The 25,467-nt window shown below is 51.5% G+C and carries 15 protein-coding genes; 4 read left to right on the top strand and 11 right to left on the bottom strand.

Annotation, left to right across the window (positions count from 1 at the left end):
- Window positions 1-57: 57 nt before the first annotated feature.
- On the top strand, window positions 58-846 hold the full coding sequence (locus P0X86_RS05195) for an IclR family transcriptional regulator (protein ID WP_277748996.1): 789 nt from the start codon (window positions 58-60) through the stop codon (window positions 844-846).
- Window positions 847-1,213: 367 nt separating this feature from the next.
- Here the strand turns inward: P0X86_RS05195 and P0X86_RS05190 are convergent, their stop codons facing one another.
- The 3 genes from P0X86_RS05190 to P0X86_RS05180 all read right to left on the bottom strand — a co-directional run bounded on the left by P0X86_RS05190 (window position 1,214) and on the right by P0X86_RS05180 (window position 6,238).
- On the bottom strand, window positions 1,214-2,311 hold the full coding sequence (locus P0X86_RS05190) for a glycoside hydrolase family 117 protein (RefSeq protein WP_153783642.1): 1,098 nt from the start codon (window positions 2,309-2,311) through the stop codon (window positions 1,214-1,216).
- 249 nt (window positions 2,312-2,560) lie between these two features.
- Window positions 2,561-4,915, bottom strand: a complete 2,355-nt coding sequence (locus tag P0X86_RS05185; protein WP_153783643.1) for a beta-galactosidase — start codon at window positions 4,913-4,915, stop codon at window positions 2,561-2,563.
- A gap of 492 nt (window positions 4,916-5,407) precedes the next feature.
- Entirely contained in the window at window positions 5,408-6,238 is an 831-nt protein-coding gene (locus P0X86_RS05180; protein ID WP_153783644.1) for a phytanoyl-CoA dioxygenase family protein, read from the bottom strand.
- 131 nt (window positions 6,239-6,369) lie between these two features.
- On the opposite strand from P0X86_RS05180, the gene P0X86_RS05175 reads away from it, so the two are divergent.
- Window positions 6,370-7,257 (top strand): helix-turn-helix transcriptional regulator, encoded by an 888-nt coding sequence (locus P0X86_RS05175; protein WP_153783645.1) that lies wholly within the window; start codon window positions 6,370-6,372, stop codon window positions 7,255-7,257.
- A 9-nt stretch (window positions 7,258-7,266) separates the two neighbouring features.
- On the opposite strand, the gene P0X86_RS05170 is transcribed toward P0X86_RS05175, so the two are convergent.
- The gene (locus P0X86_RS05170) at window positions 7,267-8,328 is read right to left on the bottom strand and encodes a glycoside hydrolase family 117 protein (RefSeq protein WP_153783646.1); all 1,062 of its coding nucleotides are present in this window, start codon (window positions 8,326-8,328) and stop codon (window positions 7,267-7,269) included.
- 33 nt (window positions 8,329-8,361) lie between these two features.
- Complete coding sequence (locus P0X86_RS05165) at window positions 8,362-10,608, bottom strand: FAD-dependent oxidoreductase (RefSeq protein WP_277747961.1); 2,247 nt, start codon at window positions 10,606-10,608, stop codon at window positions 8,362-8,364.
- A gap of 109 nt (window positions 10,609-10,717) precedes the next feature.
- Here P0X86_RS05165 and P0X86_RS05160 point away from each other — a divergent pair, with 109 nt between their 5' ends.
- Window positions 10,718-11,500 carry an AraC family transcriptional regulator gene (locus P0X86_RS05160; protein ID WP_277747960.1) on the top strand — a complete coding sequence of 261 codons (783 nt, stop codon included), beginning with the start codon at window positions 10,718-10,720 and terminating at the stop codon, window positions 11,498-11,500.
- Window positions 11,501-11,898: 398 nt separating this feature from the next.
- Window positions 11,899-12,672 (top strand): IclR family transcriptional regulator, encoded by a 774-nt coding sequence (locus P0X86_RS05155; protein WP_277747959.1) that lies wholly within the window; start codon window positions 11,899-11,901, stop codon window positions 12,670-12,672.
- Window positions 12,673-12,739: 67 nt separating this feature from the next.
- Here P0X86_RS05155 and P0X86_RS05150 read toward each other — a convergent pair whose 3' ends face one another.
- The 6 genes from P0X86_RS05150 to P0X86_RS05125 form a co-directional block, all read right to left on the bottom strand.
- Window positions 12,740-18,676, bottom strand: a complete 5,937-nt coding sequence (locus P0X86_RS05150; protein ID WP_277747958.1) for an S-layer homology domain-containing protein — start codon at window positions 18,674-18,676, stop codon at window positions 12,740-12,742.
- Window positions 18,677-18,750: 74 nt separating this feature from the next.
- Window positions 18,751-21,771: a glycoside hydrolase family 2 TIM barrel-domain containing protein gene (locus P0X86_RS05145; protein WP_277747957.1), complete on the bottom strand. Its 3,021-nt coding sequence runs from the start codon at window positions 21,769-21,771 to the stop codon at window positions 18,751-18,753.
- Between the two features lie 93 nt (window positions 21,772-21,864).
- The gene (locus tag P0X86_RS05140) at window positions 21,865-23,271 is read right to left on the bottom strand and encodes an extracellular solute-binding protein (RefSeq protein ID WP_277747956.1); all 1,407 of its coding nucleotides are present in this window, start codon (window positions 23,269-23,271) and stop codon (window positions 21,865-21,867) included.
- 64 nt (window positions 23,272-23,335) lie between these two features.
- Complete coding sequence (locus tag P0X86_RS05135) at window positions 23,336-23,518, bottom strand: hypothetical protein (protein WP_277747955.1); 183 nt, start codon at window positions 23,516-23,518, stop codon at window positions 23,336-23,338.
- Between the two features lie 49 nt (window positions 23,519-23,567).
- Window positions 23,568-24,458 (bottom strand): carbohydrate ABC transporter permease, encoded by an 891-nt coding sequence (locus tag P0X86_RS05130; protein WP_257446001.1) that lies wholly within the window; start codon window positions 24,456-24,458, stop codon window positions 23,568-23,570.
- Between the two features lie 15 nt (window positions 24,459-24,473).
- Window positions 24,474-25,367 (bottom strand): ABC transporter permease, encoded by an 894-nt coding sequence (locus P0X86_RS05125; RefSeq protein ID WP_228551494.1) that lies wholly within the window; start codon window positions 25,365-25,367, stop codon window positions 24,474-24,476.
- Window positions 25,368-25,467: the final 100 nt, after the last annotated feature.

The following is a 25,467-nucleotide window of genomic DNA, read 5'->3' as shown; positions in this document are numbered from 1 at the left end:
AACATTATTTAAAATAACGGAATAGAGATGAAATGAAAGAAGGTGCTTCCTTTGAGCATGGAAATGAACAAAACGAATTCCACATTAGAGCGCGCACTGTTCCTGCTTGAGCAGCTCGCCTTGAACAAGGGCGGGACCGGGATTGGCGAATTGTCGGAAGCGACTCAGCTGCCCAAGAGCACAACACACCGCATTTTGGAAACATTGATGAAGGCGGGCTTTGTGATGCAGGAGCCCTCAACGGAGAAATATTTTGTAGGATTGAAGGCCATTGAGATTGGGATGGCGGGCCTCCATAACATCGATCTGGTGGAAGCCGCCATTCCCCATCTTCAGGATCTGGCAGCGCAGACTGGCCAAACGGCCTTCCTCGCGGTTTATAATGAAGGGGAAGTTATCTACATCTATAAGGTGGACGGGAGCGCTTCCGTTATCATGAATGCGATTCTCGGCTCCAGAAACCCTGTACACTGCACCGGTCTGGGTAAAGCCATCATGGCTTACTTCTCGCTTGAAGCTGTCGACAAGATCGTGAGCGAGAAGGGGCTGCAGCAATATACGCCAACAACGATTACGGACCACCAGCAGTTCCTGCAGGAGCTGAGCAAAATTAGACAGTCAGGCATCGCCGTCAATCGCGAGGAATACGATGATGGCTTAAGCTCCATCGCCGGCCCTGTCTTTAATTACACCGGCAAGGTCATCGCGGCTATCAGCGTAGCGGGACCGACCGCTCGTATCTTCGATAAGCAAGATGAGCTGGAGGCGCATGTGAAGGAGAAATCCTCGCTCATCTCCAAGCGCTTGGGCTTCGTACCGTCCATGCGCTCCGTCTACCTCTCCTAAGCTCCATTCACATCGTCATGAAGGGACGCTGCCCGCGGGCAGCGTCCCTATGTTTCTGGTTACGAACTGCAGAACCTACATTTAATTTCAAGGATTTTGAGGAATTTCCCCATTTGGACAGCTTTTAAGTGTAGGTTTTGCAGGTAATCTCCTAGTCTGGGCATGTTTGGTCAAAAATAACTGTACGTTTCGCAGCTAACGTTCCCTCTCAACCAGTTGGCAGATCCGAATGCGTGGTTCTAGCTTCCTCAGCCCTTCCTGCTGCGTACGTCAGTACGTCACTATGGAATCGATCTCAGTTAATAGGAACGGCTAGATGAATGGCAAGAAGCCGAGCGTCCATAGCAGACAGCTCGGCTTATACCTCTTAATCTTTCTTTTGATTCGCTTTTTTGCCTAACCAGAGCACCTCAGGATTCACCTTATTGACATAGTGATGCTTGTAATCCTCCACTGTTCTGAATTTCAGAATGTGGTTCCACTTGGCATGGACGTTATGGCACAAGCCCCAGCGAATACCCTCTAGCGGGCTGCGCTCTGGATCCTCGGTCCGGAATGGACCAGCAGCCTCCGGCGGATTTTTAATAACGGCCTCGATCTCGAAGTTAATGCCGTCATGTGCATATTGAATCGTGTTCTTCTCCGGACCGTCTGTCGAGAGAAGCCCGGCCATACCGCCGCGATAGTGCCAGAGCAGCGTCTCGTGACCGCTGTTGGTCACCGGATTGTATTCCGACTTCACGTAAGGACCCTCCGGATGATCGGAGATCGCAACGCCCCACTTTGTCGTCCGTCCGCCGAAGGTCATCTCTTCGCCCTTCTGTTCTCCCTTATAATAGAGCCAGAATTGGTTATTATAATGGAAGAGAACAGGATCATGAACCTTCAGGCTGTCGAAGTCGCCCTTATGCTTCACAGTTAAGCGATTATCGTCATCGCCGAACCATTCGCCGTTCATCGCAGGACGAAGAATCGGCGCATCTACCTTGCGCCAAGGTCCCTCTGGCGACTCAGCGATTGCCATGGCAATATTTTCATATTTTCGGAGCAGGTACTGGCCTTCAATCACTTGATACACCAAATAAAACTTGCCGTCATGATGCAGAATCTCAGGGGTGAACACGCTTCGGTCATCGTAAGAGCCCTTGGGGCCCCGGCCCACAGCAAGCCCTTGCTCCGTCCAGGTCTTGGCATCCGGAGAGGTGGCATACCACACCTCGGATTGATCCCATGGGAACACCTTGGCTTCGGGGTCGCCTGTGTTGAACCCTACCGCTTCGCCAACGGACTTCGTATACCATACATAGTATAGCTCTCCCACCTTGATTACACTGCTGGGATCACGGCGATGAACGCCCTCTTCATAGCCCAGACCTTCAACCGGCTCATACGTAAACTCACAGAACCAGTCGGCATTTTTGGTATATTGTTTGCCTCGAATCGTTGCAGCGCTTTCTTTTTTCATGTTTAAACCTTCTCCCTCCTGGATGATATAAGACAACAAACCGTTTAATTAATAAATTACATTTAAATTCGGAATTCATTTCATTTTTATTGATACTTGAATTATAACCCTCTCTTGTATTTTGGTCAACAAGCTAGTTGGGAATACAGAGCAAATAGCCGGTAAACATCCAATCCCGCTTTTTAAACAGCAAAACCAACGATCTCACTATTGTGTGATCGTTGGTTAAAGCAATTCAGCCATACAGTCCTAAGGCTTAGGCTTAACCTCCAGCAGGAGAACACCCTCCGAGCCTAAGCTAAAGCTGGAGCCCATACTCTGGCCGGTCATCATATTTTTAACCGTCACACTTTGGTTGTTCGCCATCTTCAGACTAATGTTTGAGCTCGTTTTTCCTACATTTACAATCGTCATCAGGTACGTATTGTTGCCGTTAGGCACGACGCGCCAGAAAGCGCCCTTGGATGGCAGCCCGTTGTTTTCAGACAGGCTAACTGGCGGCGTTTGGTTACGAGCCTTCAGCTCGGTCGTCACCGTGGCGGACATATTCGTTACCGAATTATCCATCAGCTTAATCAGCTTGCCCGTCCCTTTGGTGAGCGTCTTGGCACGAGGCTGTTTGTACTCATTGAACTTGAGGCTGACGTCATCGATGATGACGATACCGCCATTATTGAGATATATTTGCAGCGCGTTAAATTCGGCCTCTGTCACTTCCTCTGTCTTGCGGACGACAATGACATCCCAATCCGAGTTCGGCTGTTTGAAAATAATGTTCTTCGTGGCGAAGCCTAGAGGAACTCCGCTGAAGTACATGGATTCATACATATCGAATAGATCACTCATATAGTTCGAATCGTTAATAGCAGCCGCCTCAGAGTAGAACAATCGAACCGGCTTACGCTCTCTCTGAAACTTGACAATCTCGTTCGAAAAGGCGTTCAGATCCATCATCGTCTTCGTCAGCTCCTGAGCCACTTGAGGCTGCTGGGCAACTGACGCAGCGTACGATTCTCCCAGACCTCCGGATGCATTCTGAAGCCTCTCCTCGATCGATCCGTCCGGATTGCGGCCCCAGAACCAAGTCAATCCACCGTTAAGTCCATGTACCGTCGTCTGCCAGTACGTCGAACGAACATACTCCGGCTTCATATACAGGTCCCGGTATTGAGTGGTGGAGAGCAAATGCACCTCGGAGTTAAAATGCGGCTTATTCGGACTGACGGAATCCATAAAATCATACGACATGGCCATCTCTTCCCAGTAGTACGCATACTTAGACTCCCAGCTCTCTGGACCGGCACTGTTCATATTCCGCTTGCGAATCTTCGCATCGTCTCCAATCATCTCCGTCAGCTCGGTTAATGCTTCGAAGTCAATGCCGTGATCGCGGTTACCTTCCACGAACAGATCCGGCATAAGCTTGAGCTGTGTCCTCGCCGCCGGATCGTATTTCTTAACCTCGTCATGAAGGAAGGTCAGCCATTCGGTTCCGCGATCCATATTGAAGCGCGACCAGTCGTACCAGATTGGCGTGTTCTTGTAGGACAAATCCAGCGGAATCGCCAGATTCACTAGGCTGAAGTTTGTATAGCTGGTTCCCCAAAGCGAATTCAGCTTGGCAATCGTGCCGTGCTTCGTCTCGAGCCACGTTCTGAACTTGCTCATCGTGTATGTGGATACGTTCGCAATTGCAGCCCAGTGCCCTTTGGCCGTGAACCAATGCGGCTCATTCGCAAGAATGTAGCCGAGCCTTGTATAATTCTGGCCAGCTGTTGTCGGAATCGTCCCCTTGAAAACGTCCTTCCATATCTCTCTTACTTGGGGGTGATCAATATCGTATTTGGTGAAGAAGCTCTGACCCTTCAGAATCTCAGGACCGTACTTCGTCACCGCCCATTGCGGCAACGGATCGTGCCACAGCATCGTATAGCCTGCCGTATTCGTCGGACGATTCTGCAGGTCGACCATCTTCGTCTGGCCTATCGTTCCCGCCTCGTCCAGCGCGAAGATCGGGCTGATTGCCTTAGGGTGATCCAGCTTGCCGAGATAATCATTGTACAGGGTTGGATCAGATGTTGAAATATGAAGCGGCTTAGAGAAATAATCGTACAGGAAGACAGGCTTCCCATTGGACATGAACTGATCGTTCTGAACCGTAATGTTGGACCAATTCACCTTCGGAACCGCACGTCGCGTAACGGCTCCGCTCATGACTTGCGTCAGCTCGGCCTTTGCCTTATCCAACATCTTAATCACTTCATTCCGCTCGAAGTCGGGCAGATTGTTCGCCAGCTGTTGCGCATTGCCCTGGAACATGCTGACTCTCTCGAATTGCACCTTGTTTTTGGCTACATTCGCCGCATCCCAGTCTGCATACTTGAGGAATTCGCGAGCCATCCAGGCCGCACTTTCCTCTCTTGTGGTGTCATGCCCGCTTCTTTTCGCTTGCGTAATCAACGCATTCAGCTCACTTAGCTTTCTTGTCGCTTCCTGCTTCGGAGTCTCCGCACCAGATACAATCGTAGAGCCGTCTGCCGCTGCCAAGCTCAGCGCTAGTGCGATACATAGGACCAAGCTGCCCAGCCTCTGTTTCATTCCCATAAATACACCTCCAATTTAATATGAAATGCTCGTAGTCATTGAATTGTGAACGCTTACATTTCATCGCGGTAACCAATCATTGCTGCCCTCTTCGCCCAAACATGTGTTAGCGCTTACAGATGTCGGGTAAAAAACTCATGGCCACACTAAATACATGAAGGTGACAAATTGGGATCACTCATCGATAACTAGCAGCCACTGCATATTCTAACCCTCCTGTTTTAAATTTAAAATTGTATTTTATATAAGATAAACATATCCATTTTCACTCCATAAGTCAACAAAAAAAGTGTTCAATCCGAGCGCGGCGGTCCTCAGAGGCTTCAGGCTGAGTTTGCTTCATTGTCCTTCGTATTTGCATCGGAGGCTACCATGCAAGATCAGAGAAACAGCTGTTACGCTTCATCATAGAAAAAAACACCCGCATTCCGCCGTAAGTGACAAAATACGAGTGTTGTTATAGAATCGTTGACGACAAATTGCGCCATGTGTTTACATTTCTTTCTTATAAATAATCGGATTCAGCTTGCTTGCCGCAAGATCGCCAGGCGCCAGGCCAGGCAGCCATTTCTGCAGATCTGTCTTGCGAGCGTTCGTGTCGGGCTCAATAACCTTCGCGTCATCCGCGTAATAGATAACGGTCATGACCTCGCGCATCGTGTTTGTCGGATTGCCCGGCGCGCTATGCAGCGTCCACCCATAATGCCAGGTTGCGTCGCCCGCTTCCAGCGCGCCGTAGTTTTCAACCTCAAGGCCCTTGGCCTCAATATATTGGCTCAGCGTTTTCTGGGATTCGTCGGAGATTGCCAGCTTGCTAATATAGCCATACTTGTGGGAGCCGTTCGCAAAGTTCATCGAGCCTACTTCCTCCGAAACAGGAACAAGCGGCATCCACATCGTGATGAAGTTGTCCGTATCTACAGGCCAGTAGATTTGGTCCTGATGCCATGGCGTAATTCCGCCGCCCGGCTCCTTGAACAGCGCTTGATCGTGGTAGATGCGAACGCCGTCTACTCCCAGCAGCTCAGCAGCGATTTTGGCGAATCGACGCGCAAATACGAAGCGTTGGATTTCCGCCGATTTCTCCCAAATGTTCGAAACCTGGATGAAGGCTTTGCCGTACGTGTCCCGCTCTTCAATCGGCTTATTATGATAATTCAGCTCTTTCACTTTCTCGCCGATGATGGAACGGTATACACCCACCTCTTCGCTGGACGCGACTTGATTCAGCTTAATATGCCCCTTTTCCTGGAACTCTTGAATTTGCTCCTTGGTGAGCTCATAATCGCTTGTTAGTTCTGGCAGCTTATTCAAATCCGACATTCCAATCACTCCTCATATTGTTGTTCGACTCTTGATATCCCTTATGTTATCATGGGTATACTTGTTTGTATTTGAACGATTGAGGTCAATAGTTGGACTTTACCGACTTATGAAACAGGGAGGAATTCAACGTGCAAGCAACAATGGAGAGCAGACGATTGAACCCGGTTGTCCATTGGGCGCAGCAGCATCGGCAGGCCAAGGAACGGGTAATTGAGCGGCGCATTCGAGATTTCGAAATTCTGCTGCTGGAGCATGGCGAGGTGGAGGTTCAGATTGAATCGGAGGCGCCCTTCCGCGTTCAGCCTGGCCAATTTTTCCTGCTGCCCGCGAAGCTTAAGCATCGTGTTGAGGTGCTGTCGGAGCCAGACGCGCTGTTCCTGGGCGTTCACTTTGACTTCTACAATGAGCTCCTTATCGCGAAGGACGAAGACATTATTGTCTCTCTCGACCATCACGAGGGCGGTGATCACTTTGGCAGCATGCCTCAGACGCCGGAATTTCTGGAATGGATGAACGCCGGTAGCCTGCATGCGACCTCTGAGGTGTACAGCCTGCTGGAAGCCGTTATTCATGAATTCACCCATCGACCGGCAGGCTATATGATGTGCTGTCAGGGCCTGCTGCTGCAGCTGTTCGCTCATTTGTCGAGAGCTATTCATCAGCGTCAACGGGCAGGCGCCAGCGCCGGTATGCAGCTGGCGATTGCTGAACTGGCGGCTGCTATTGAGCAGAACGTTGGAGAGCTCTGGTCCAATGAAAGAATGGCGGACATGCTGAATATTAATGTGGATTATATGGGTCGTCTGTTCAAAAAAATCATGGGCACCAGCCCTAACAAATTTGTCCAGGGGATCCGTCACGCCCAGGCGAAGCGACTGCTCCGCGACACCAACGACACGATCGAATGGATCGGCCATACCATTGGCTACACGGATGTTCATTATTTCGTTCGAATTTTCCACAAATGGGAGGGCATGCCGCCAGGCGAATATCGCAAGTTTTGCAGGCTCCTGTAGCGTAAATATCTAGTGATTACATTTGTTATTGCACAAATGTTTTGTCCTTTCATCCACCTCGAACCTCTGAATATAATGCCACGGGCTGTTAATTTCATGACTGAGTCCCCAGCGCAGCCCTTCCAGTGGATGAATATCAGAATGCTCCGTACGGAACGGGCCTCCCGCTTCCGGAGGGTGCTCAATAAAGGCTTGAATTTCGAACTGCAGCCCGTCCTGAGCGAATTGAATTGTGTTGCGTTCCGGTCCATCTGTCGTCAGCAAGGCCGCCATGCCCCCCTTGTATGGCCAGAGCAACGTCTCATGCCCGCTGTTCGTTATCGGATTGTACACCGATTTGGTATAAGGTCCCTCCGGTCGGTCAGCTACAGCGACTCCCCATTTGGTTTCCCTGCCCGCGCAGGTGAGCTGCTCACCCATAGGATAACCTTTATAATAAAGCCAGAATTGATCCTTATAGAAGAAGAGACATGGATCATTGGTCTTATGGCTGTCGAAGTCGCCTCTATGCTTGACTAGGTGGCGGTTGTCCACCTCTCCGAACCACTCCCCATTGCTTGCAGGCGACAGGATCGGCTCATCAGCCTTCATCCATGGACCGTCAGGAGAGCTCGATTGAGCAAATCCGATATACTCCTTGGAACGTCTCAAATAGGGATGCTTCACGACCTGATAGACAAGGTAATACTTGCCGTTATGAGCCAGCACCTCAGGTGTAAATACGCTTCGATCATCATAAGCGCCGGGCTCTCCTCGACCTACTGCGAGACCCTGTTCATGCCAGTTCACCCCGTCGTTGGATGTTGCATACCAGATCTCGGACCAATCCCATGGCCATACCTTGGCATCCAAATCGCCAGTATCATAGCCGACGCTTGAACCCGAGGATTTGGTATACCAGACATAATAGACCTCTCCGATCTTGATTACACTACTGGGATCGCGCCGGTGAATGCCTTCCTCATAGCCCAGCCCCGTTACAGAAGCATATTTGAACTGGCAATACCAGGTGCTGTCCTTCCCATACTCGCGTTCTCTTGCTCTGCGCATAGCCAAGCTTTCTTGTCTCATGTGCTTAACACTCCTTGTCTGCTTAATGAATTCTTATTCGTACACGCGAATCTCGAACAATTCCGCACAGGCGGAGCCGTTTGTAGACTCCATTACAATTCGCATACGTTTTGCAGCCATGCCGGCCTGCAAGCGGTGAACCCTCTTGCGCTTGCGATTACCCTTTTCCATATGCACAAGCTTCCAAGCTCCGTCAGCCCCCAGCAGTTCAATACGATAGTCCTTCACAAGCTCCGGAATCACGTCAAACGGAGTACGATGATGATGCAGATTAATTAAGTCCTCGTTGACATCATCATTCCAGGTCAGGTGCACTTCTCCCACTTCTACGTCGCTCTCCCAGCTAAGCTCCAGCCAAGCCTCCCGTCCCTCCAGCGGCTCCGAACGCCATAGATTGGGACCGCCATAAGGCCTTACGAGCCCATTCAGCACCTTCGATGCTGAGTACGCATCGGTTGCCGTATGCATACGGAAGCAGAATGGATGGCGATCCAACATCTCCGTTCTCCATTGCAGCACGGGCTGATCCGGCTGATCCTCAAGCCTAGGATCAACAATGGGCTGATTGCCCTTGCGGAACCCAAGCACACCGGTGTGCGGCAGAATGGACCGATGCAGGAGCACACCCTTGGCTGCCTTGATAACAACAAACGCATTTTGAGCCGTATCAGGCTGCCACTCCAGATGGAACCGAACCCATTGATTTTTCCCGGGAGCTGTCTCAACGGTACAGGAATCAATAAGCTCTTGAGGCACATAATTTTGCGGCTTGCCGGTTGCATACAGCTCTACCGTAACCGACGCAGGGATTTCAATATCGAGCAGCAGCTCCAGTCCATTCAGGGAAGGCTCCACAGGAAACAAGATGCCCAAATCGGTATCGGCCGCTTCCGTCCTGTAAGCGTGTTCAACTGCAAGACGTGCTGTCGAGCTGGATGCCGTTACATGAGCCACTCTCGCCAGATCGCTGCTGTCGGCGTTGCGAATGCCAAGGACAGAGGCGTCTTGACGAAGCAGGGTTTGCTGCAGCTCCTCCAGATGGTGCTGATGCACTTCTCTTGGTGAGATGCCATATTGAACAGAAAGCGCGGCGCCGGTGCCGGCAGCTTCACCAATAACGGCACAGGTGGCCATCACTCTAGTTGTTCCGAACGCAACATGCGTGGCGCTAATGTCCCGTCCCGCCATCAGCATGTTGCTTACATTGATGGAATAGAGAGAGCGGTACGGAATATGATAGTTGCCGTCTGCATGCAGATGCTTGGAGCCGCTCTCTTGCGAATACACGCCTTGCGGCGGATGCAGATCAATCGACCAGCCTCCATAGGCCACCCGATCCTCGAACGGCTCCTGCGCCAAAATATCGTTTTGATTCAATATATAATCACCAACAAACCGCCGATATTCCCGTTTGCCAGGAACTGCGCCGACCCACTCCAGCGTCATGCTTTCGGCGTCGAAGCTTCCTGAGTTTTTGATATAATCCCAGATACCATATATAACAGCCCACAGCTCATCGCGAATACGTTCATTGTCATGAACCGTATCCAATTCGCCGCCCCATTCAATCCACCAGTAAGCGCATCCATTATCGCCGCTGCGGATGACTCGGCGGATGGGAATAGAGGTCTCCGTGATATCGATCGCAAAGCTGGGCTTCACGTATTTGACAGGCTTGCCGACATCCTTTGTGTAGAATAGAAGCGTGCTGCCCAGTGTAATATCATCCGGAGTCTCCGGTGCCCAGTCTTCATTAAATTCATCTCGCGCTTCACGGCCCAGCCTATACTTGGCCCCAGCCAGAAAACCGACCAGACCATCTCCCGTACAATCCACATACGTCTTGCTTTCGAAGCGGATTCGCCTCTCCGAGCCCATCATCCAGCCCGTAACGGAGCGGATAACACGGTTATCAGCATCTCCATCAGCCTCCACCTCATGGACATCCGTGTTCAGATACAGCCCAATATTGGCTTCCCTCTTCACCGTCTCATGCACAACCATGTCCCAATAATAGGGATTGCCCTCCGGATTCATATATTGATTCTCAACAAACATCTCTCCCATAATGCCGGTCTCTCTCGCAAAGCGATGGGTCCCATGGCCGGTTGCGCCGCACACCCATACTCTGACCTCACTGCTGGAGTTACCGCCCAGGACCGGGCGATTATTAACCAGAGCAACCGTATGGCCAAGTCTTGCTGCCGCAACCGCGGCACATACACCAGCCAAGCCGCCGCCGATGACCGTAATATCTGTTTTGACTGTTTCCAATTTCACCAGACTCACCTCATATATACTTTTATTTCATCTTACCTTATTCACTTCTCTTAATACATGCAGTAAAATAACAATAAACATATACTTTATTTCAAAAGGTGTGTATCTAATGTCTGAGCTTCAGAATGGTGTAATCAAGCTCTACCACTATTACTATTGGCATAAGAAACAAAGCTTTCAATACAAAGAAGACATCTACCTCCATTGGGTCGCTTTTGCAGTGCAAGAGGGCCGCTTTCGATACGAATTAGGCAGTTTGGAAGCGGGAGAAGCCGTTAACGGTGATTGGGTGGTCTGTCCGCCTGGAACGCCTTTTCGGCGTGAAGTTTTGCAGCCGCTCAGCTTTTTTTATCTGGGCTTTGAATGGTCAACACCTCCATCCAACCTGCCGCTGGGCAAGCTGACCTTCGCCGACCAAGAACGCCTTGCCTCTGCTTATCGATACATGCAGCAGCTTTACGCTCTTCCTCCCGAACAGGCCATGTTGTGGCGCAATCGATTCATACAAGAGCTTTGGGACGGTTACGTTCTGCAGCAGTTGCTTCCAATGGCCGATTATTGGGGAGCAGGAGATTCACTTATGCTCAGCGCGCGACGCAAGCTTCAAGAGTTGGCCTTCCAGAATGTATCGATGAAAGAGCTTGCAGATGAATCAGGGCTAAGTCCCGTCCAGTTTACCCGTCGCTTCAAGGCTGCATTCGGCTGCTCAGCCTCGGAATATGTACGCCAGCTTCGCCTTGACCACGGGAAGCGACTTTTAATTGAGAGCCCCCTTACCGTGGATCATATCGCACAGGAATGCGGGTATGACAATGGCTTCTACTTCAGCCGAGTTTTTTCCCTGCATATAGGGATGAGCCCCTCGGAATACCGAAGAGCTCATCGATTATAAGATTCAGATTTTTGAATGGAACCTTGGCCGCTTTATGATTGAAGGCCTTTCCGGCTGGATGCTATAAAGAGGGGTTCCTCTCTCTTTTTCAATTGATGACCTTGACAACGCTCAGCCAACGGACATGTCGCTTGACATGTCATGCTTGCACAGGTATGACTATGCTCAATGGACCGTTTAGGAATCTGCACCAACTCATTTGTTATATCCGACATATCCACAGCTCCTGTTCGATTGGAGTTTGTTCTTATATTCCTTATCATGAATTGGATGCCTTGTTGCTGTTTGTTCGCTTCGATTAACCAGCCCTTCAGCAATTTTCCCCTTGAACCTTCAAATGAAGTGACATACTATGTAGTTATGTATGAATCGGTTAATGATGGAGGCAATCCGCACTCATGACGAACAAGAAATATAAAGCTCCAGCAGCCGAGAAGGTGCTGGATATTCTGGAGCTTATGGCCAAAGAGAACAAGCCGTTCTCGGTTACCGAGATCAGCAATACATTATCCATTACGACAAACTCTGTCTTCCGGATATTGAAGGAACTTGAGGAGAAGAAGTATATTCAGAAGAAAGAAAGCGACAGCACCTATCAGCTGACCGGCAAGCTGTATTACCTTGGCAGCTCCATTGCCAACCGCATTACGCTGAAGGAGGTCGCTGAGCCCTCCATGCACGCCCTCAGGGACGGCACGAGGGAAACGACCTTGCTGACGAAGCCGGGCTCACTTGGCAGGACGCTCGTTGTCGATCAGCTGGAGAGTCTGGAGCCAATCAAGTTCCTCTCGACTGTCGGTCTGGAGTATCCCTCCCATACCTCCGCCATGGGCAAGGCGATGCTGGCCTACAGTCCGGACCTGCTGGAGCTGTATCTGGCCCATCATGAGCTCGAACCTGCAACTCCAGGTTCTATTGCCGATCCGGTGAAGCTTAGAGAAGAAGCGGAGAGGATTCGCGCACAAGGCTACGCGCTCGACATGGAGGAATCCTGTGAGGGACTTCGGTGCATCGGCGTGCCGATCATGAATGCGGCCGGGCAGATCGAAGGAGCCATTGGCGTCTCTGGTCCCATCTTCCGTATGTCGAAGAAGACAATGGACCGCTATATCGGGCTCGCTCTGGAGCAATCCCAAGCTATCTCCGAGCAGCTGGGCTACAGGAAACCATAACATCGAATATAAGGAGGCCCAGACTTCGACGTCCGGGCTTCCTTTCTTCTTTCCTACCATCCATCCGCTAAGGCGCGAGAATGGCGGCAAGCACCTGTGCTGCCTCTTCCCGTCTCGTAATCCCCAGCGGAGCAAATACGTCTTCACCGCGTCCTTGCATCCAGCCAAGCTTCAGCATATCGGCAATCGCTTCTTGCGCCCATCCTGCTGCTTCGTCCAGATCTAACGCCGTTTTGGCCTGCCCATGGGCCGGAATCCGGTCGATATAGGCCTTGGCGCGATAGAGCATAACCGCCATCTCTTGCCGTGTAATCGAAGCATGCGGCAAGAACCGATTGGCTGCTGCACCTTGAACAAGCCCTGCCTCATAAGCAGCCGCTACAGCCTCTGCATACCAATCGGATTCCGCTACGTCCAAGAATGGAGTGGAGGCGCTGGCGCTTAGCCCCAGAGCGCGCACAAGCAATGCGGCAAATTCGGCGCGCGTTACGCTTTGCTTCGGCTTAAATTCATCAGCGGTCACACCCGTTACAATCCCTCTGGCAGCCAGCATCTCAATGGCAGGCGCAGCCCAATAGGACGCAGGCACATCCTTGAAGGTTTTCTTATATTGCAGACCGGCATAAGTGCTGAAATGCTGTACCTCAGCAACCAGCATCCCGTCGCGAACTTCTCCTCCCACATACTCAAGTTGGCCGTCTTCCCTGATGAAGTACATGCCGAGCTGGGAGAGCTCCGCCCCTTCGTTCAGTTTCAAGGAAATCGTGATAGGCTCCTTGAAGCTGGACAGCTTCATCTCCTTGCCGCTCTGATCCACAACACTTAACGTGAAGTCGATCATAGACGTCGCCGCCTTGAGCTGAACCTTGCCCGCCTGCATCGCCGCAGCCACCAAGGACTGGGACTGAGACTCGGTCAACGTATCGAAGGCCACCGATACAACAGCTCCTTCCATGGAGGCTTGCCCCAGGCTTGAGGTCAGGTCCTTCAATACGGAAGCAGGAATGTCAATCGCAAGCTGATCGGAGAGCAATTGCAGCTTGTTCTGACCTTGCACGCCGGATGATTGAGCTGGCAGAAGCACCTTGTTTTTGTTCGCCGGCACATTCCATTTGATCACGCCATGATCTGCGCGAGGATTGCTTATGACTTCAGCTCTTGGGTCTTGTGTCGACAGAGGTGGAGCTGTAGTTACAGGAATAACAGGCGGAGCTGGCTGCTCCTTCTCATGTACCTCAATCTCCAACAACAGAACGCCTTCCGATGGAAGAGTGAAGGCTGTGGCCAACTCCTTCCCTGTCATCATATCGGTAATAGTCACGGAAGACTGATCCGCCATCGCAATTTCCAGATTGGCGGTATTTTTCCCTACATTAATAACAGTCATGACATACCGATCGTCGGCTGCCTGGACAACGCGCCATAATGCGCCCTTCTGAGCAAGGCCGTTGGATTCCTTCAGCTCCACTGGAGAGAGCTTGTTGGCCTCATCAAGAATGTCCAGCGCCTCGCTCGCCATAGCCGTCGCATCGCCAGGCATGGTGATCAATGTGCCATTGCCAGGCATAAGCGAAGCTGTCCGAGGCTGCTTATACTCATTGAAGGCCAAGCTTTCTTCATCGATAATGACTGTACCGCCCGCATTCAGATAACCCTGCAGCGCGTCAAACTCTTCGTCTGTCACACTCGGCGTCTCACGTACCACAATGACGTCCCAAGTAGAATGCGGCTGCTTCTTGATCATGCTTTCCGTCGCAAAGCCAATCGGAACGCCGTCAAAGTTCAACGCCTCATACAGCTCGAATTGATCATCCACATAATGCTCGTCATTAATCGCGGATGTCTCGGAGTAATAGATGCGTATCGGCTTCTCTTGCGTCTGGAATTGTACAATCTCCTCGGAGAACGCATTCAGATCCATCATGGTTTTGCTCAGCTCATTGGCAACACGCGGCTGCTGGGCAACCGTTCCCGGATAAGATTCCAGCAAGCCCTGCACCGTAGTATTCATCAGTCGGTTCTCGATGGAGCCGTCCGGATTTCGACCCCAGAACCAGGTGAAGCCAGCATCCATGCCCAATACAGTTGCGAGCCAGTAGGTGGAGCGGACATATTCAGGCTTCATGTATAGGTCTCTGTACGCTACTGTGGAGAGGAAATGCACCTCGGAATTGACATGTGCCTTCTCCGGGCTGACGGAATGCATGAAGTCATAGGACATCCCCAGCTCCTTCCAGTAGTACGCATAATGCTCCGTCCAATCCTCAGAGGAGCCGGTTGCCTTGAAGTTCACCTTCCGCGTCTTCGCATCGTCGCCGATGATCTCCGCCATCTCCGTCAAGTCCTCGAAGTTGATGCCATGCGTGCGATTGCCTTCGGCAAACAGGTCGGGCATCAGCTTCATATGCGTATTGGCATCAGGGTCATTCGCTTTCACCTGATCATGCAGGAAGGTCAGCCACTCCGTGCCTCTCTCCATATTGAAGAGGGATACATCATACCCTACCGGCGTTCCCTTGTACGATTTGTCCATTGGAATGACGCCTCTTGCTGCTGCATCGAAGCTGGCGAAGCTGGTGCTCCACAGCGCGTTCATCGCGTCAACCGATCCATGGCGATCCTGCAGCCACTCGGCGAACTGCTGAAGCGCAATATCTGATATGCCCTCCTGTCCGTTCGCCTTCTTCGCGACAGCCCAGTGACCCTTCTCCAGGAACCAATGCGGCTCATTCGCCAAGAGATAGCCAAGCTCCGTATAGGGCTTGCCGGATGTAATAGGTCCGGTCTGGCTCAGCACATCCTCCCATATCGAACGAATAGCGGGATGATTAATATCATATTTGGTGAAGGTTGTTATGCCATCACGCATCGTATCCCCATTCTGACTGACTGCCCATGCCGGAGCTGGATCATGCCATAGAATGGTGTAGCCCATGTTGCTTGTTGGGCGATTCTGCAGATCTCCGTATTTATCCGGTGCCGGCGTACCTGAATTGTCGGTCACAAAGCTTGGATTAATGGAGCGCGGCAGATCAATGCTGCCTAGATAATGATTATAGAGCGTCGCATTGTCCTTCGGAACATCCAGCGGCTTGGAGAAATAATCATGCAGGAACACAGGCTTGCCGTTGCTGTAGAAGTTGCTGCCCTGCAGCGTTATGCCATCCCAGTCTACAAGGCGAACCGGTCTTCTGGTTACCGTTCCGTCCAGTACGGCGTTTAATTCCGCAATGGCAGCCTCCAGCATAGCGATAATTTCGACTCTTTCGAATTCAGGCAGCTCCACGGCCAATTCCTCGGGAGAACGTCCTCCCGGGCTATAAGTCGGAATGACAGCGAACATTTTTTTGTTAACAGCTATGTTCTGCTCATCCCAATCCGCGTACTTGTCGAATTCACCCGCGAACCATAGCGCTCCCTTCTCCCGCTCCGCATCCAGGCTTCTGGATTCTGCCAGCGTAATCAGCTCTTCGAGCTCATTCGTTCTAACTCGAATAAGAGCCTTGAGCTCGCTCGGGGATAACGCGCCATACTTCATAACCGTCTTATCGATAATGGCTCCGCTTGCCGCGATGACATCAATGTACGCTGCCTTGCCGTCTTCCGAGGTTAATGTCACTCTCGCCTGTCCTGAGCCTGCGGCTCCTGGCGTCAGATAGACACGTCCCTCCACCAATTCCGCCGTCACAACAGCTTCGTTAGAGGAAGCCGCTTCCACAGCTATCATACCCAGCTTGGCTTCCGTATTCTGAATGCTGGCGTCAATTATTTTGCCATAGGACACGACGTTAATTTCCTTTGGAATGGAAGCGATAACGGTAAGCGTCGTTCCCTCGGCAATAACTGCATCATTGGTCAGGGCGACAATAAGCGGCTTCAGCACCTTGGCCGAGCCCTTGGACAGCTCCAATCTGTTCTTCGCATACAGCGACAGCACCGATCCGGCATCCAGCGCCAGCAGCCCTGTAGGACCAACCGTCTCTCCTTTGCCTTTCATATATAACGCGCTGCCCGGCATGAATTGTACGGCTCCAATACCCCCGGCGCCTACCGCGCCATTGCCGATAATAAAGCCTTCATCACGGAAATCCTGCAGTTGTCCCTTCACCGTTATGACACCGTGCACCGTCATCTGAGCTGTATACTTCAAACGAACGTTCGCTGGCACCGTCACATTGCTAGGGATGGTCACCGGCTTGAACACTTCGATGACCTGGTAGGTGACACCGTTCACAACCTCGTTATTAAGCGCTCTGACAACCTCCTCCCCACCGGTCTGAAAGGCTTGGATGGCTGAGAGCAGCTGCCCCGCTGTTGTGATCTCCGCAACAGAAAGCGCTCCTGGCTGCTTAGCCGCAACAAACGATGTGGTCGCAGCCTCCAGCTCCGCCCGAGCTTGGCCGTAATCCGATTCCGTAGCATCCGGATCCATACGAACGGCAGCTGCACTTTGAATGGCAGCCACAAAGCTGTCCTTAACAGCGGGTGTTACCCACTGGGTGTCGGACCCCACATCTTGCCCGTCCACGCTGGAGCTTGTGAAGTCGCGATGGGCCTCTGCGATGGCCAGCGCCTCTGTCAGCTGCACCTTGTTAAGCCCCGCCGGGAAATAGGCGACTCCCTCTCCGATATTGGCAATGGAGAAGTTGAAGGTTGCTTCGTCCGATACTGTAATTTTGCTAAATACCTGGCTTGTCACCGGCTTGGCCAAGGTGACCATGCCTGCTGCAAGATCCAGATGCTGATCCGCTCGAACGGCCACTCTCGTGTCGGCTCCCAAGCGGAAGATACCGTTAACGCCAATTACCTCTGTTCCTTGCTGGTAATAGCTGCTTCCTGTGTGGAAGTTAACTTTGCCTGTGCCGGCTCCAATTAAACCGCCTGTACGTAATTCCGGAGCTCGGCTGTCCTGCACGATGCCATAGATGTCCAGAGTGGTGCTGACGGTTGGATGTGTGAAAAGCTGAAGCTTCACCCCGCTTGCAATGGACATTGCCTTATCCAGCACAACTGGCTCATACAGCTCGGCCGTGTTGCCATTCAGCTTTACTTTGGTATCGTCAATTGTTAGCGTTTGCAGGAATGCCACTAGTTCAGATGCCGACGCAATACGAATGACCCCATTGCCTGTTCCCTGCGCCTTGGCGGCATTAAAGCTGCTTGTAGCTGCTGCCAGCTGGGCAACGGCGTTATCTACCTCCAGCTGGGTCGCGCCAGATTGATCCCTTACTGCGGCCGCAGCTAGAATAGCGCTTTCATATTGACTCATTACAGTGGAGCTTACCCATATGCCGGGCGCTGTTACATCGGTTCCATCCACGCTGATGGATACGGATGCCCGGTTCGTATTGGCTTCATGGATGGCTTGGACTAATGCCGTCGTGTCGGCCTGGCCCGGTGGAGGCGTCATCTGCAGAATGCCATCCGCAATGGTCCCGTTGACCACCAGCGTCGCGCCATCCGCGACAATAATTGTTTTGGCCATATCTGCCGTTACTGTCTTGCCTGCCGCAACCGTTACGGTCCCGGAGGTAATCTCAAAATGATTGCTGGCGGATAACGTCACACTGGCGTTTGCACCCAGCATAAAGTGTCCATTTGCGCCAACCACCTCTACGCCTTGCTGGTAATAGCTGCTTCCCGCATGCAGAACGAAGGAGCCGGCACCCGTTCCCACTATGCCGTTTTTGCGGAAATCAAGCCCGCGACTGTCCTGAAGCTTGCCATAAACCTGAATATCGCTTTGAATATTCATCTGAACAAAGCCTTGCAGCTTGATGCCGCTCGGAATGGCAAAGGACTCATTCAGTGTGACGGGAGTGCTGACTTGAACCGTTGTGTTGGAGTCTGCCAATATAATTTTTGACGCATCTCCGCCCTTTGTTTTCAAATAGTCCGCCAGCTCCTGTGCGGTAGATAGCTGCGGCGAAGCAGCGGCAATTGGCGGTACTGCCAATGCGCTGATCATCACGATACATAACCATAAAGCAATTGTCTTCTTCATTATAGACCTCCTTGAATCGATGGGCAGCCGATATCGACGCTTGCGCGATCTCAGGCTGCCATCGCTTCTATCTCTTATTCGTCTTCCTTCATAACGGGAGCAATCTCCAGCTTGAAGGCAAATTCCTTGTCGCTCAGCTGATAAGCCTCCAGAAGATCCGTTCCACAGGAGCTGGAGCCGATACCGTTCATCCGATGATCGAGGTGAACAATGGTCTCCTTCCGACGCTTCAGCTCATACGTATGCATCGCCTCGGTCAGATCCTCCGGTGTATAATGCAGCGCCTGGAAGGAATATGAACTTCCCGGGCTTGTAAACTTCAGTCCCATGCCAAGCGCGTTGCTTACCGTCGCCCACTCTGTTCCATAACGAGAGCCGTTCTCCTGCGGCACGACATAGGATTGATACATCTCATCGACAGTCAGCGCATATTTCCCTTTGCGTACGCTTCTCCTCTTGTCGACATAGCTTTCATGAGGACCATAGCCGAAGTACTCCACCTCTTCATTGCCCCCCGGCATCATCCACTGCAGACCGATTCGCGGCAAATACGGCAGCTCCTCACGAACCTTCATTTCGGCCGCAACGGTAATGACGCCTTCGCCATCAATCTCCCATATCGATGTGCCCCTCAGGATCGGCAGCTTAATGTAGCCGCCCAGCGAGAATTCGACCTCGAACCTGACTTTGTCAGCGGCAGACAGCGTCATCTCAGAGCGGTACACCTTCGTTTCGATTCGATCGTAGCCCTCCTGCCTCCAGAACACCTTAATCTTGCGGTCATTATCTGCCGGTGCCCGCCAGATGTGGAATTTCGGCATACCCTGCAGCAGCAGCGGTACTCCATGCTTGGTCACCCTTGTGAAGGTGCCGGCCTGCAGATCGAATACATGCAGGAAATCAAAGCCCTCGATCGTTACTTCCGAGCCTTCTGTCCGCACCTTCAAGGATGGCTTCCAGGCAATCGTCGTTTCTTGATCAATAGAGGAATGAGGAGCTGGCAGCTCGAACTGCTCACTGGTCAGCTCATGCCCCGCAGCCGCCCAGCGCGTATCGCGGCTCTGCATGACCGTTATTTGCAGGAACCAGCGTCCTCCTTCAGCCGGTATTGTATAAGGCACCTCGATAACCTCGGACTGCTTCGGCGCGGTATGGAGAACAGGCAGTAAGCCTTGCTCCATCGTCTCGCCATCCCGTTCTACCTTCCAAGCCATTACGCAATCCGATAAATCGATAAAATCGTAGCGATTGGTGACACGGACCAGACCCTTCGACAGCTCCTCCGCCTCCAGCAGCACTGGCGCATTAACCTTCTTCAACTCCAGCAGGTTCGTATGCGGAATTCGGTCTGGGCTGACCAGTCCATCGATACAGAAGTTCCCGTCACTCGGCTTATCACCGAAATCGCCGCCATAAGCGAAGTAAGCTTCGCCCTCCGGCGATACAGCTTTAATGCCGTGATCGCACCATTCCCACACGCAGCCGCCCATTAGCTTGGGATACTTGTAGATGACATCCCAGTAATCCTGCAGGTCGCCGCAGCTATTGCCCATGGCATAGCTGTATTCACACTGCAGCAGCGGCTTGTTCAGACTCTCATTCGTCGCGTAATCCAGCAGCTCCTGAACCGTCGCATACATACGGCTGTTGACATCCAGGCAATCGGTATCGGGATGGCCGTTATATTTAAGCGCAGCCCCTTCGTAATGAATGACTCTGGACGAGTCCCGCTCCTTGGTCCATCTCGCCATGGCAATATGATTGACGCCATAACCGGACTCATTGCCCATGGACCACATGACGATACATGCATGGTTTTTGTCACGCTCCACCATCCGAATGGCGCGCTCTATGAAAGCAGCCTCCCATGCCGGGTCCTTCGTCAGCATATGATAATCACCCGCGTGCAATACGCCGTGGCACTCCAGATCCGCCTCGTCGATTACATAGAAGCCCAGCTCATCGCATAAATCCAGGAAGCGAGAGTCATTGGGATAATGAGAGGTTCTGACTGTGTTCACATTGTGTCGCTTCATGAGATGCAGATCCTGAATCATATGCTTAAGTGGAATCGTCTGGCCAAGCTCCGGATGCGAATCATGCCGGTTAACGCCCTTCAGCTTCACCGCTTGCCCGTTAATCAGGAACACGCCATCCCGAACCTCAACCTTCCTCATCCCCACTTTGAAATGAAGCACCTCGCCGCCGCCGGTGACGAACAGGCTGTAGAGATAGGGCCGTTCCGCATGCCATAGCTCCGGCTGCTCCACAGTCAGGCTGAACGTGGCGGAGCCATCGATGGTTCCCGATGCTTCCCCCTGCTTCACCCCGGAGGCGTCTACGAGCTGTATAGTTACGTCTACGGAGCCAACCGTGTCGATTGTGCATTGCACAACAGACTGATCCAGCCCCTCCGACAGGTCCGCCCGATAGAAGACATCACGCACTCTGCTTTCGCTGCGAGCCAGCAAGTAGACATCCCGGAATATGCCGGAATACCGCCAGGCATCCTGATCCTCCAGGTACGAACCATCCGACCACTTCAGCACCATAACGGACATTCGATTGCTGCCGTCCCGAAGATAAGGCGTCAGGTCGAACTCTGCCGGCATGCGGCTTCCTTGGCTATACCCGACGAAAGAGCCATTCACCCACAGATAGAAGCAGGAATTGACGCCCTCGAATACAACGTGCTTCTGCTTGCCGAGCCATTCCTCCCGAACCTGGAAGTCCCGAATATACAAGCCCGCCGGATTGCGATCGGGAACGAATGGAGGATCACAAGGGAAGGGATAATTGACGTTGGAATAGTGCATCTGATCATAGCCGTTAGACTGCCAGCAGGAAGGCACAAGCAGATCATCCCAGCCGCTGACATCGACCCCGTCCTCATAGAAGGCATCCTTCACTTCATGCACGCTGTTATAGTACCGGAACTTCCACTGCCCGTTTAACGTTTGGTACAGTGGCGACTGGCCTCGCTTGGCTGACTGCGCCGACCGTTCATCCGCATAGGGGATATAGTGCGCGCGCGGTTCCTCTCGGTTGACATGGAGGACATGGAGATCGTCCCAATATTTTGTTAAGTGCAGCATCGCTTTTTTCACCTCAAATGAAACTTGCTTACTTAGGATATAAAGGGAACCTGGAGAGCAAGCTCCAGGTTCATATGGCTGACTGACCGTTATTTACTTCGCTTTGTAAGCGTCGTAATACTTTTGGTAAATGGACACATACGTATCAATGTTCATCTTCTTCAGCTGCGCCACGTAGTTTTCCCAATCCGCATGCGTGAAGCCGTTCATTACAAATTGTGCGAAGTTTGAAGAATAGAAGCCGTTTGGTCCACCCAGGTCAAGCTGGATCGGAGCCAGCGTCTCGATGTCCTCCGTTGTCATCAGCATGGATGGCAAAATTTCTTTTGGAGCAAAAGGATCGTACATATTGTAATAAGTGCGCTTCTCATCCGCTTGAGCATCGATATAACGATCTACCATATCTTGAAGAACAATCGTCACAGCGCCGTTGCCAGGTGCTTCGGAATGCTTGAACGCTCCGAATGCCACGCCCTCTGGAGGTGTCAGCTTCTCGATTGTGCCGTCAGCATTTTCCTTGGAGGTCAGACCGAACGGACCGGATTCGAACTGGAAGCTTTGCTTCTCTTCATAGATGCTGTCGATCCATTTCATTGTAATTTCAGGGTTTTTGTTGCTGTTTGTAATCGCGAAGGAGCCGATGCTGAAGCCTACAGGCATACGCAGCCACCCTTGCTCGCCATTAGCGCCTTTGAGAGGCGGTACCGCTACATAATCATTTTGAACATTACCAAATACGGAGCCAAGGGAATAGGTGAAGAATGCGCCAACCTGCGGCACTTCACTGCGAATCTTCGTCTGGTAAGCGTTCAGGTTGTGCGTGAACACCTCTTGATCCATCAAGCCTTCCTTGTACAGCTTGCTCATGAATTGCACGTAGTTCTCGTATTCAGGCTGCTCTGGTGCATATTTCACCGTACCGTTGTCGATGTACAGATGATCGCGGTTGTCGTCATTCGGGATGCCGAAGGCACCTGCCAATGCGTTAGGACCATTCTGCGAGTTATTGCCGAATACGAAGGAGAATGGAATTTCATCGGCCTTCTTGTTGCCATTCGGATCGTTTTCCTTAAACGCTTTCAGCGCATTGTAGAACTCGTCAACTGTTGTTGGGATAGCCAATCCCAGATCATCCAGCCATTTCTTGTTAATGAACAAGGCGGAAGGAATACCATTGAAATCACGCTCTACCGTTGTAGGCAAGGAGTAGATGTGACCGTCCGGCGCAGTAATCTGCTTCTTGAATTCCGGACGCTGCTCGAATACCTTCTTCAGATTTGGAGCATGCTCCTCGATCAGCTCCTCCAGCGGAATTAACGCGCCTTGGCTGCTCAGCTTGATTACCTCTTCATCCCTCAGCACACCTCTGCCGAAGAACGCATCCGGAAGCTGGCCGCTCGCAATCGTAATATTCTTTTTCTCCACAAGCTGCTCTGTGCTCACCATAGTCCACTTCACGTTAACATTCGTCTGCTCTTGAAGCTGCTTGAACATTTGCATTTCGTTGTAATCCTTCTTCACCTGTGGATCGGTTGCTGCGAAGATGCTCAGCTCAATCGGCTTCTCAAGAGGGAACTTGATGCTCTCCTCTACTGGCGCAGTGCTCTACTGGCGCAGTGCTCTCCTGAGGCTTTGCCCCTTCATTGCCGCCATTATTTACGTTGTTGCCGCCATTGGAGCAGCCTGCAGCAAGCATAGTCATCGTGACGAGCATTGCCGTACCTGTTACGAACCATTTTTTTCTCATTTTTTTTGACCTCCTATATGGTAGTAAAGCATCTATTCATGAAGCTCAGTTAGCCTTTCACCGAGCCGATCATGACACCTTTGACGAAATAGCGCTGCAGGAATGGATACAGCACAAGAACGGGAAGACTGGAGACAACCACCATACCATATTTGATAAGCTCGGATACCTTCTGCTCCTCGGCTGCATCCCCTGAAGCATCGATGAGATCCAGCTGCGCCTCGCTAATAATCAATATTTTGCGAAGCACGATTTGGAGCGGGTGAAGGCTTGCGTCATTCAGATAGATGAGCGCCTGGAAGTACGAGTTCCACATCGCTACCGCATTAAACAGCACCATAACCGCGATAATCGGCAGAGACAGCGGCAGCACCATACGCAGGAAAAACTTGAAGTTGCCGCAGCCGTCCATCATAGCCGCCTCCAGCATTTCCTGAGGAATGTTGGACTGGAAGAAGCTTCTTACGATAATGAGCTGATAGACGCTGACCGCACCGGGTACAATCATGGCCCACATGGTATCCACCATTCCAAGCTCCTTCACCAGGAGGTAGGTTGGAATGAGACCGCCATGGAAAAACATCGTGAACAGGATCAGCAGCATCAGCGTGCCTGCCATAGGAAGATCCTTTCTGGACAAGGCATATCCCCCTGTAATAATTAGGGACACTCGAAAGATGGTGCCGAGCACCGTATACATAATGGAATTCTTATAGCCATTCCAAATTTCTGCGTCTCCAAAAATTCTTTCATAGCCGATCCACGAAATATCCTGGGGAATAAGCAGCACCTTGCCTGCGTTCACCAGATCCGGATCGCTGAACGAAGCGATAATAATGAAATACAGCGGATAAATGACGATCCCGAGAATAAGAAGGAAGAACATAATGTTCGTCCAATCGAATAGCTTATCTCCTCTGCTGCGACTCCAAGTTTCCATCGTGTTGACTCCTCTCTACCACAAGCTGTTCTGGCCGAAGCGCTTCGCCAGGAAATTAACCATCAGGAGCAATAGACAGTTAACGATGGAGTTAAACATGCCGATTGCAGCGGAATAGCTGTATTGCGCGCCTATTAATCCTGTTTTGTACACATATGTCTGAATGACCTCTGCCGAGGATACGTTAAGCGGATTCTGCATGAGATACACCTTCTCGAAGCCAACGGACATAAAGTTGCCGACACTGAGAATGAGCAGCACGATGACCGTAGGCATAATGCTTGGCAGATCAATGTATAGGATTCGCTTGATTTTGCTGGCTCCATCCACAACCGCGGATTCATGCAGCTCCGGATTGATGGAGGTAAGCGCGGCCAAATAAATAATCGTTCCCCAGCCCGCATTCTGCCACACACCCGACCATACGAAGATCGAAGCGAACCAGTCCGGCTTGGCCATGAAGAAGATCGTCTCCAGCCCTAGCGTCTCCAAAAGCTGGTTAATGATTCCGTTTCTCGGAGACAGGAACAGGTTCAGCATACCTACGATAACGACGGTTGAGATGAAATGAGGCGCATACGTTACCGTCTGAACCAGCTTTTTGAAGCGCTTGCTTGTCAGCTGATTAATAAGCAGTGCCAGTATGACTGGTATCGGGAACAGCAGCAGCTCGTACACGCTAATCGTCAGCGTATTCACAAGCACGTCCCAGAACTTATAGCTGTCAAAGAAACGAAGGAAGTTGTCGAATCCGACCCATGGGCTTCCACTAATTCCTTTGAAGGGAGCAAAGTTCTTGAAGGCGATTTGCAAGCCGTAGATTGGTCCGTATTCGAATACGGCGAAATAAAGCAGTGTTGGAAGCAATAACAAGTATAACTCGTAATGTCGTTTCCAGCGGTTCAACACATGATTCCCTCCAATTTCGAAAAATGCCGATGTTGTAAAGCGCTTTCACCAAGGTGCCCATTCATCGTAACAAGCAGGGCAGAAGAGTACAATCAGCGAG

This window comes from Paenibacillus sp. BR1-192 (assembly GCF_029542445.1).
GTDB lineage: Bacteria > Bacillota > Bacilli > Paenibacillales > Paenibacillaceae > Paenibacillus_AQ > Paenibacillus_AQ lautus_A.
Note: the sequence above shows the minus strand (reverse complement) of the source record. Positions and strands in the feature narration are given on the sequence as shown.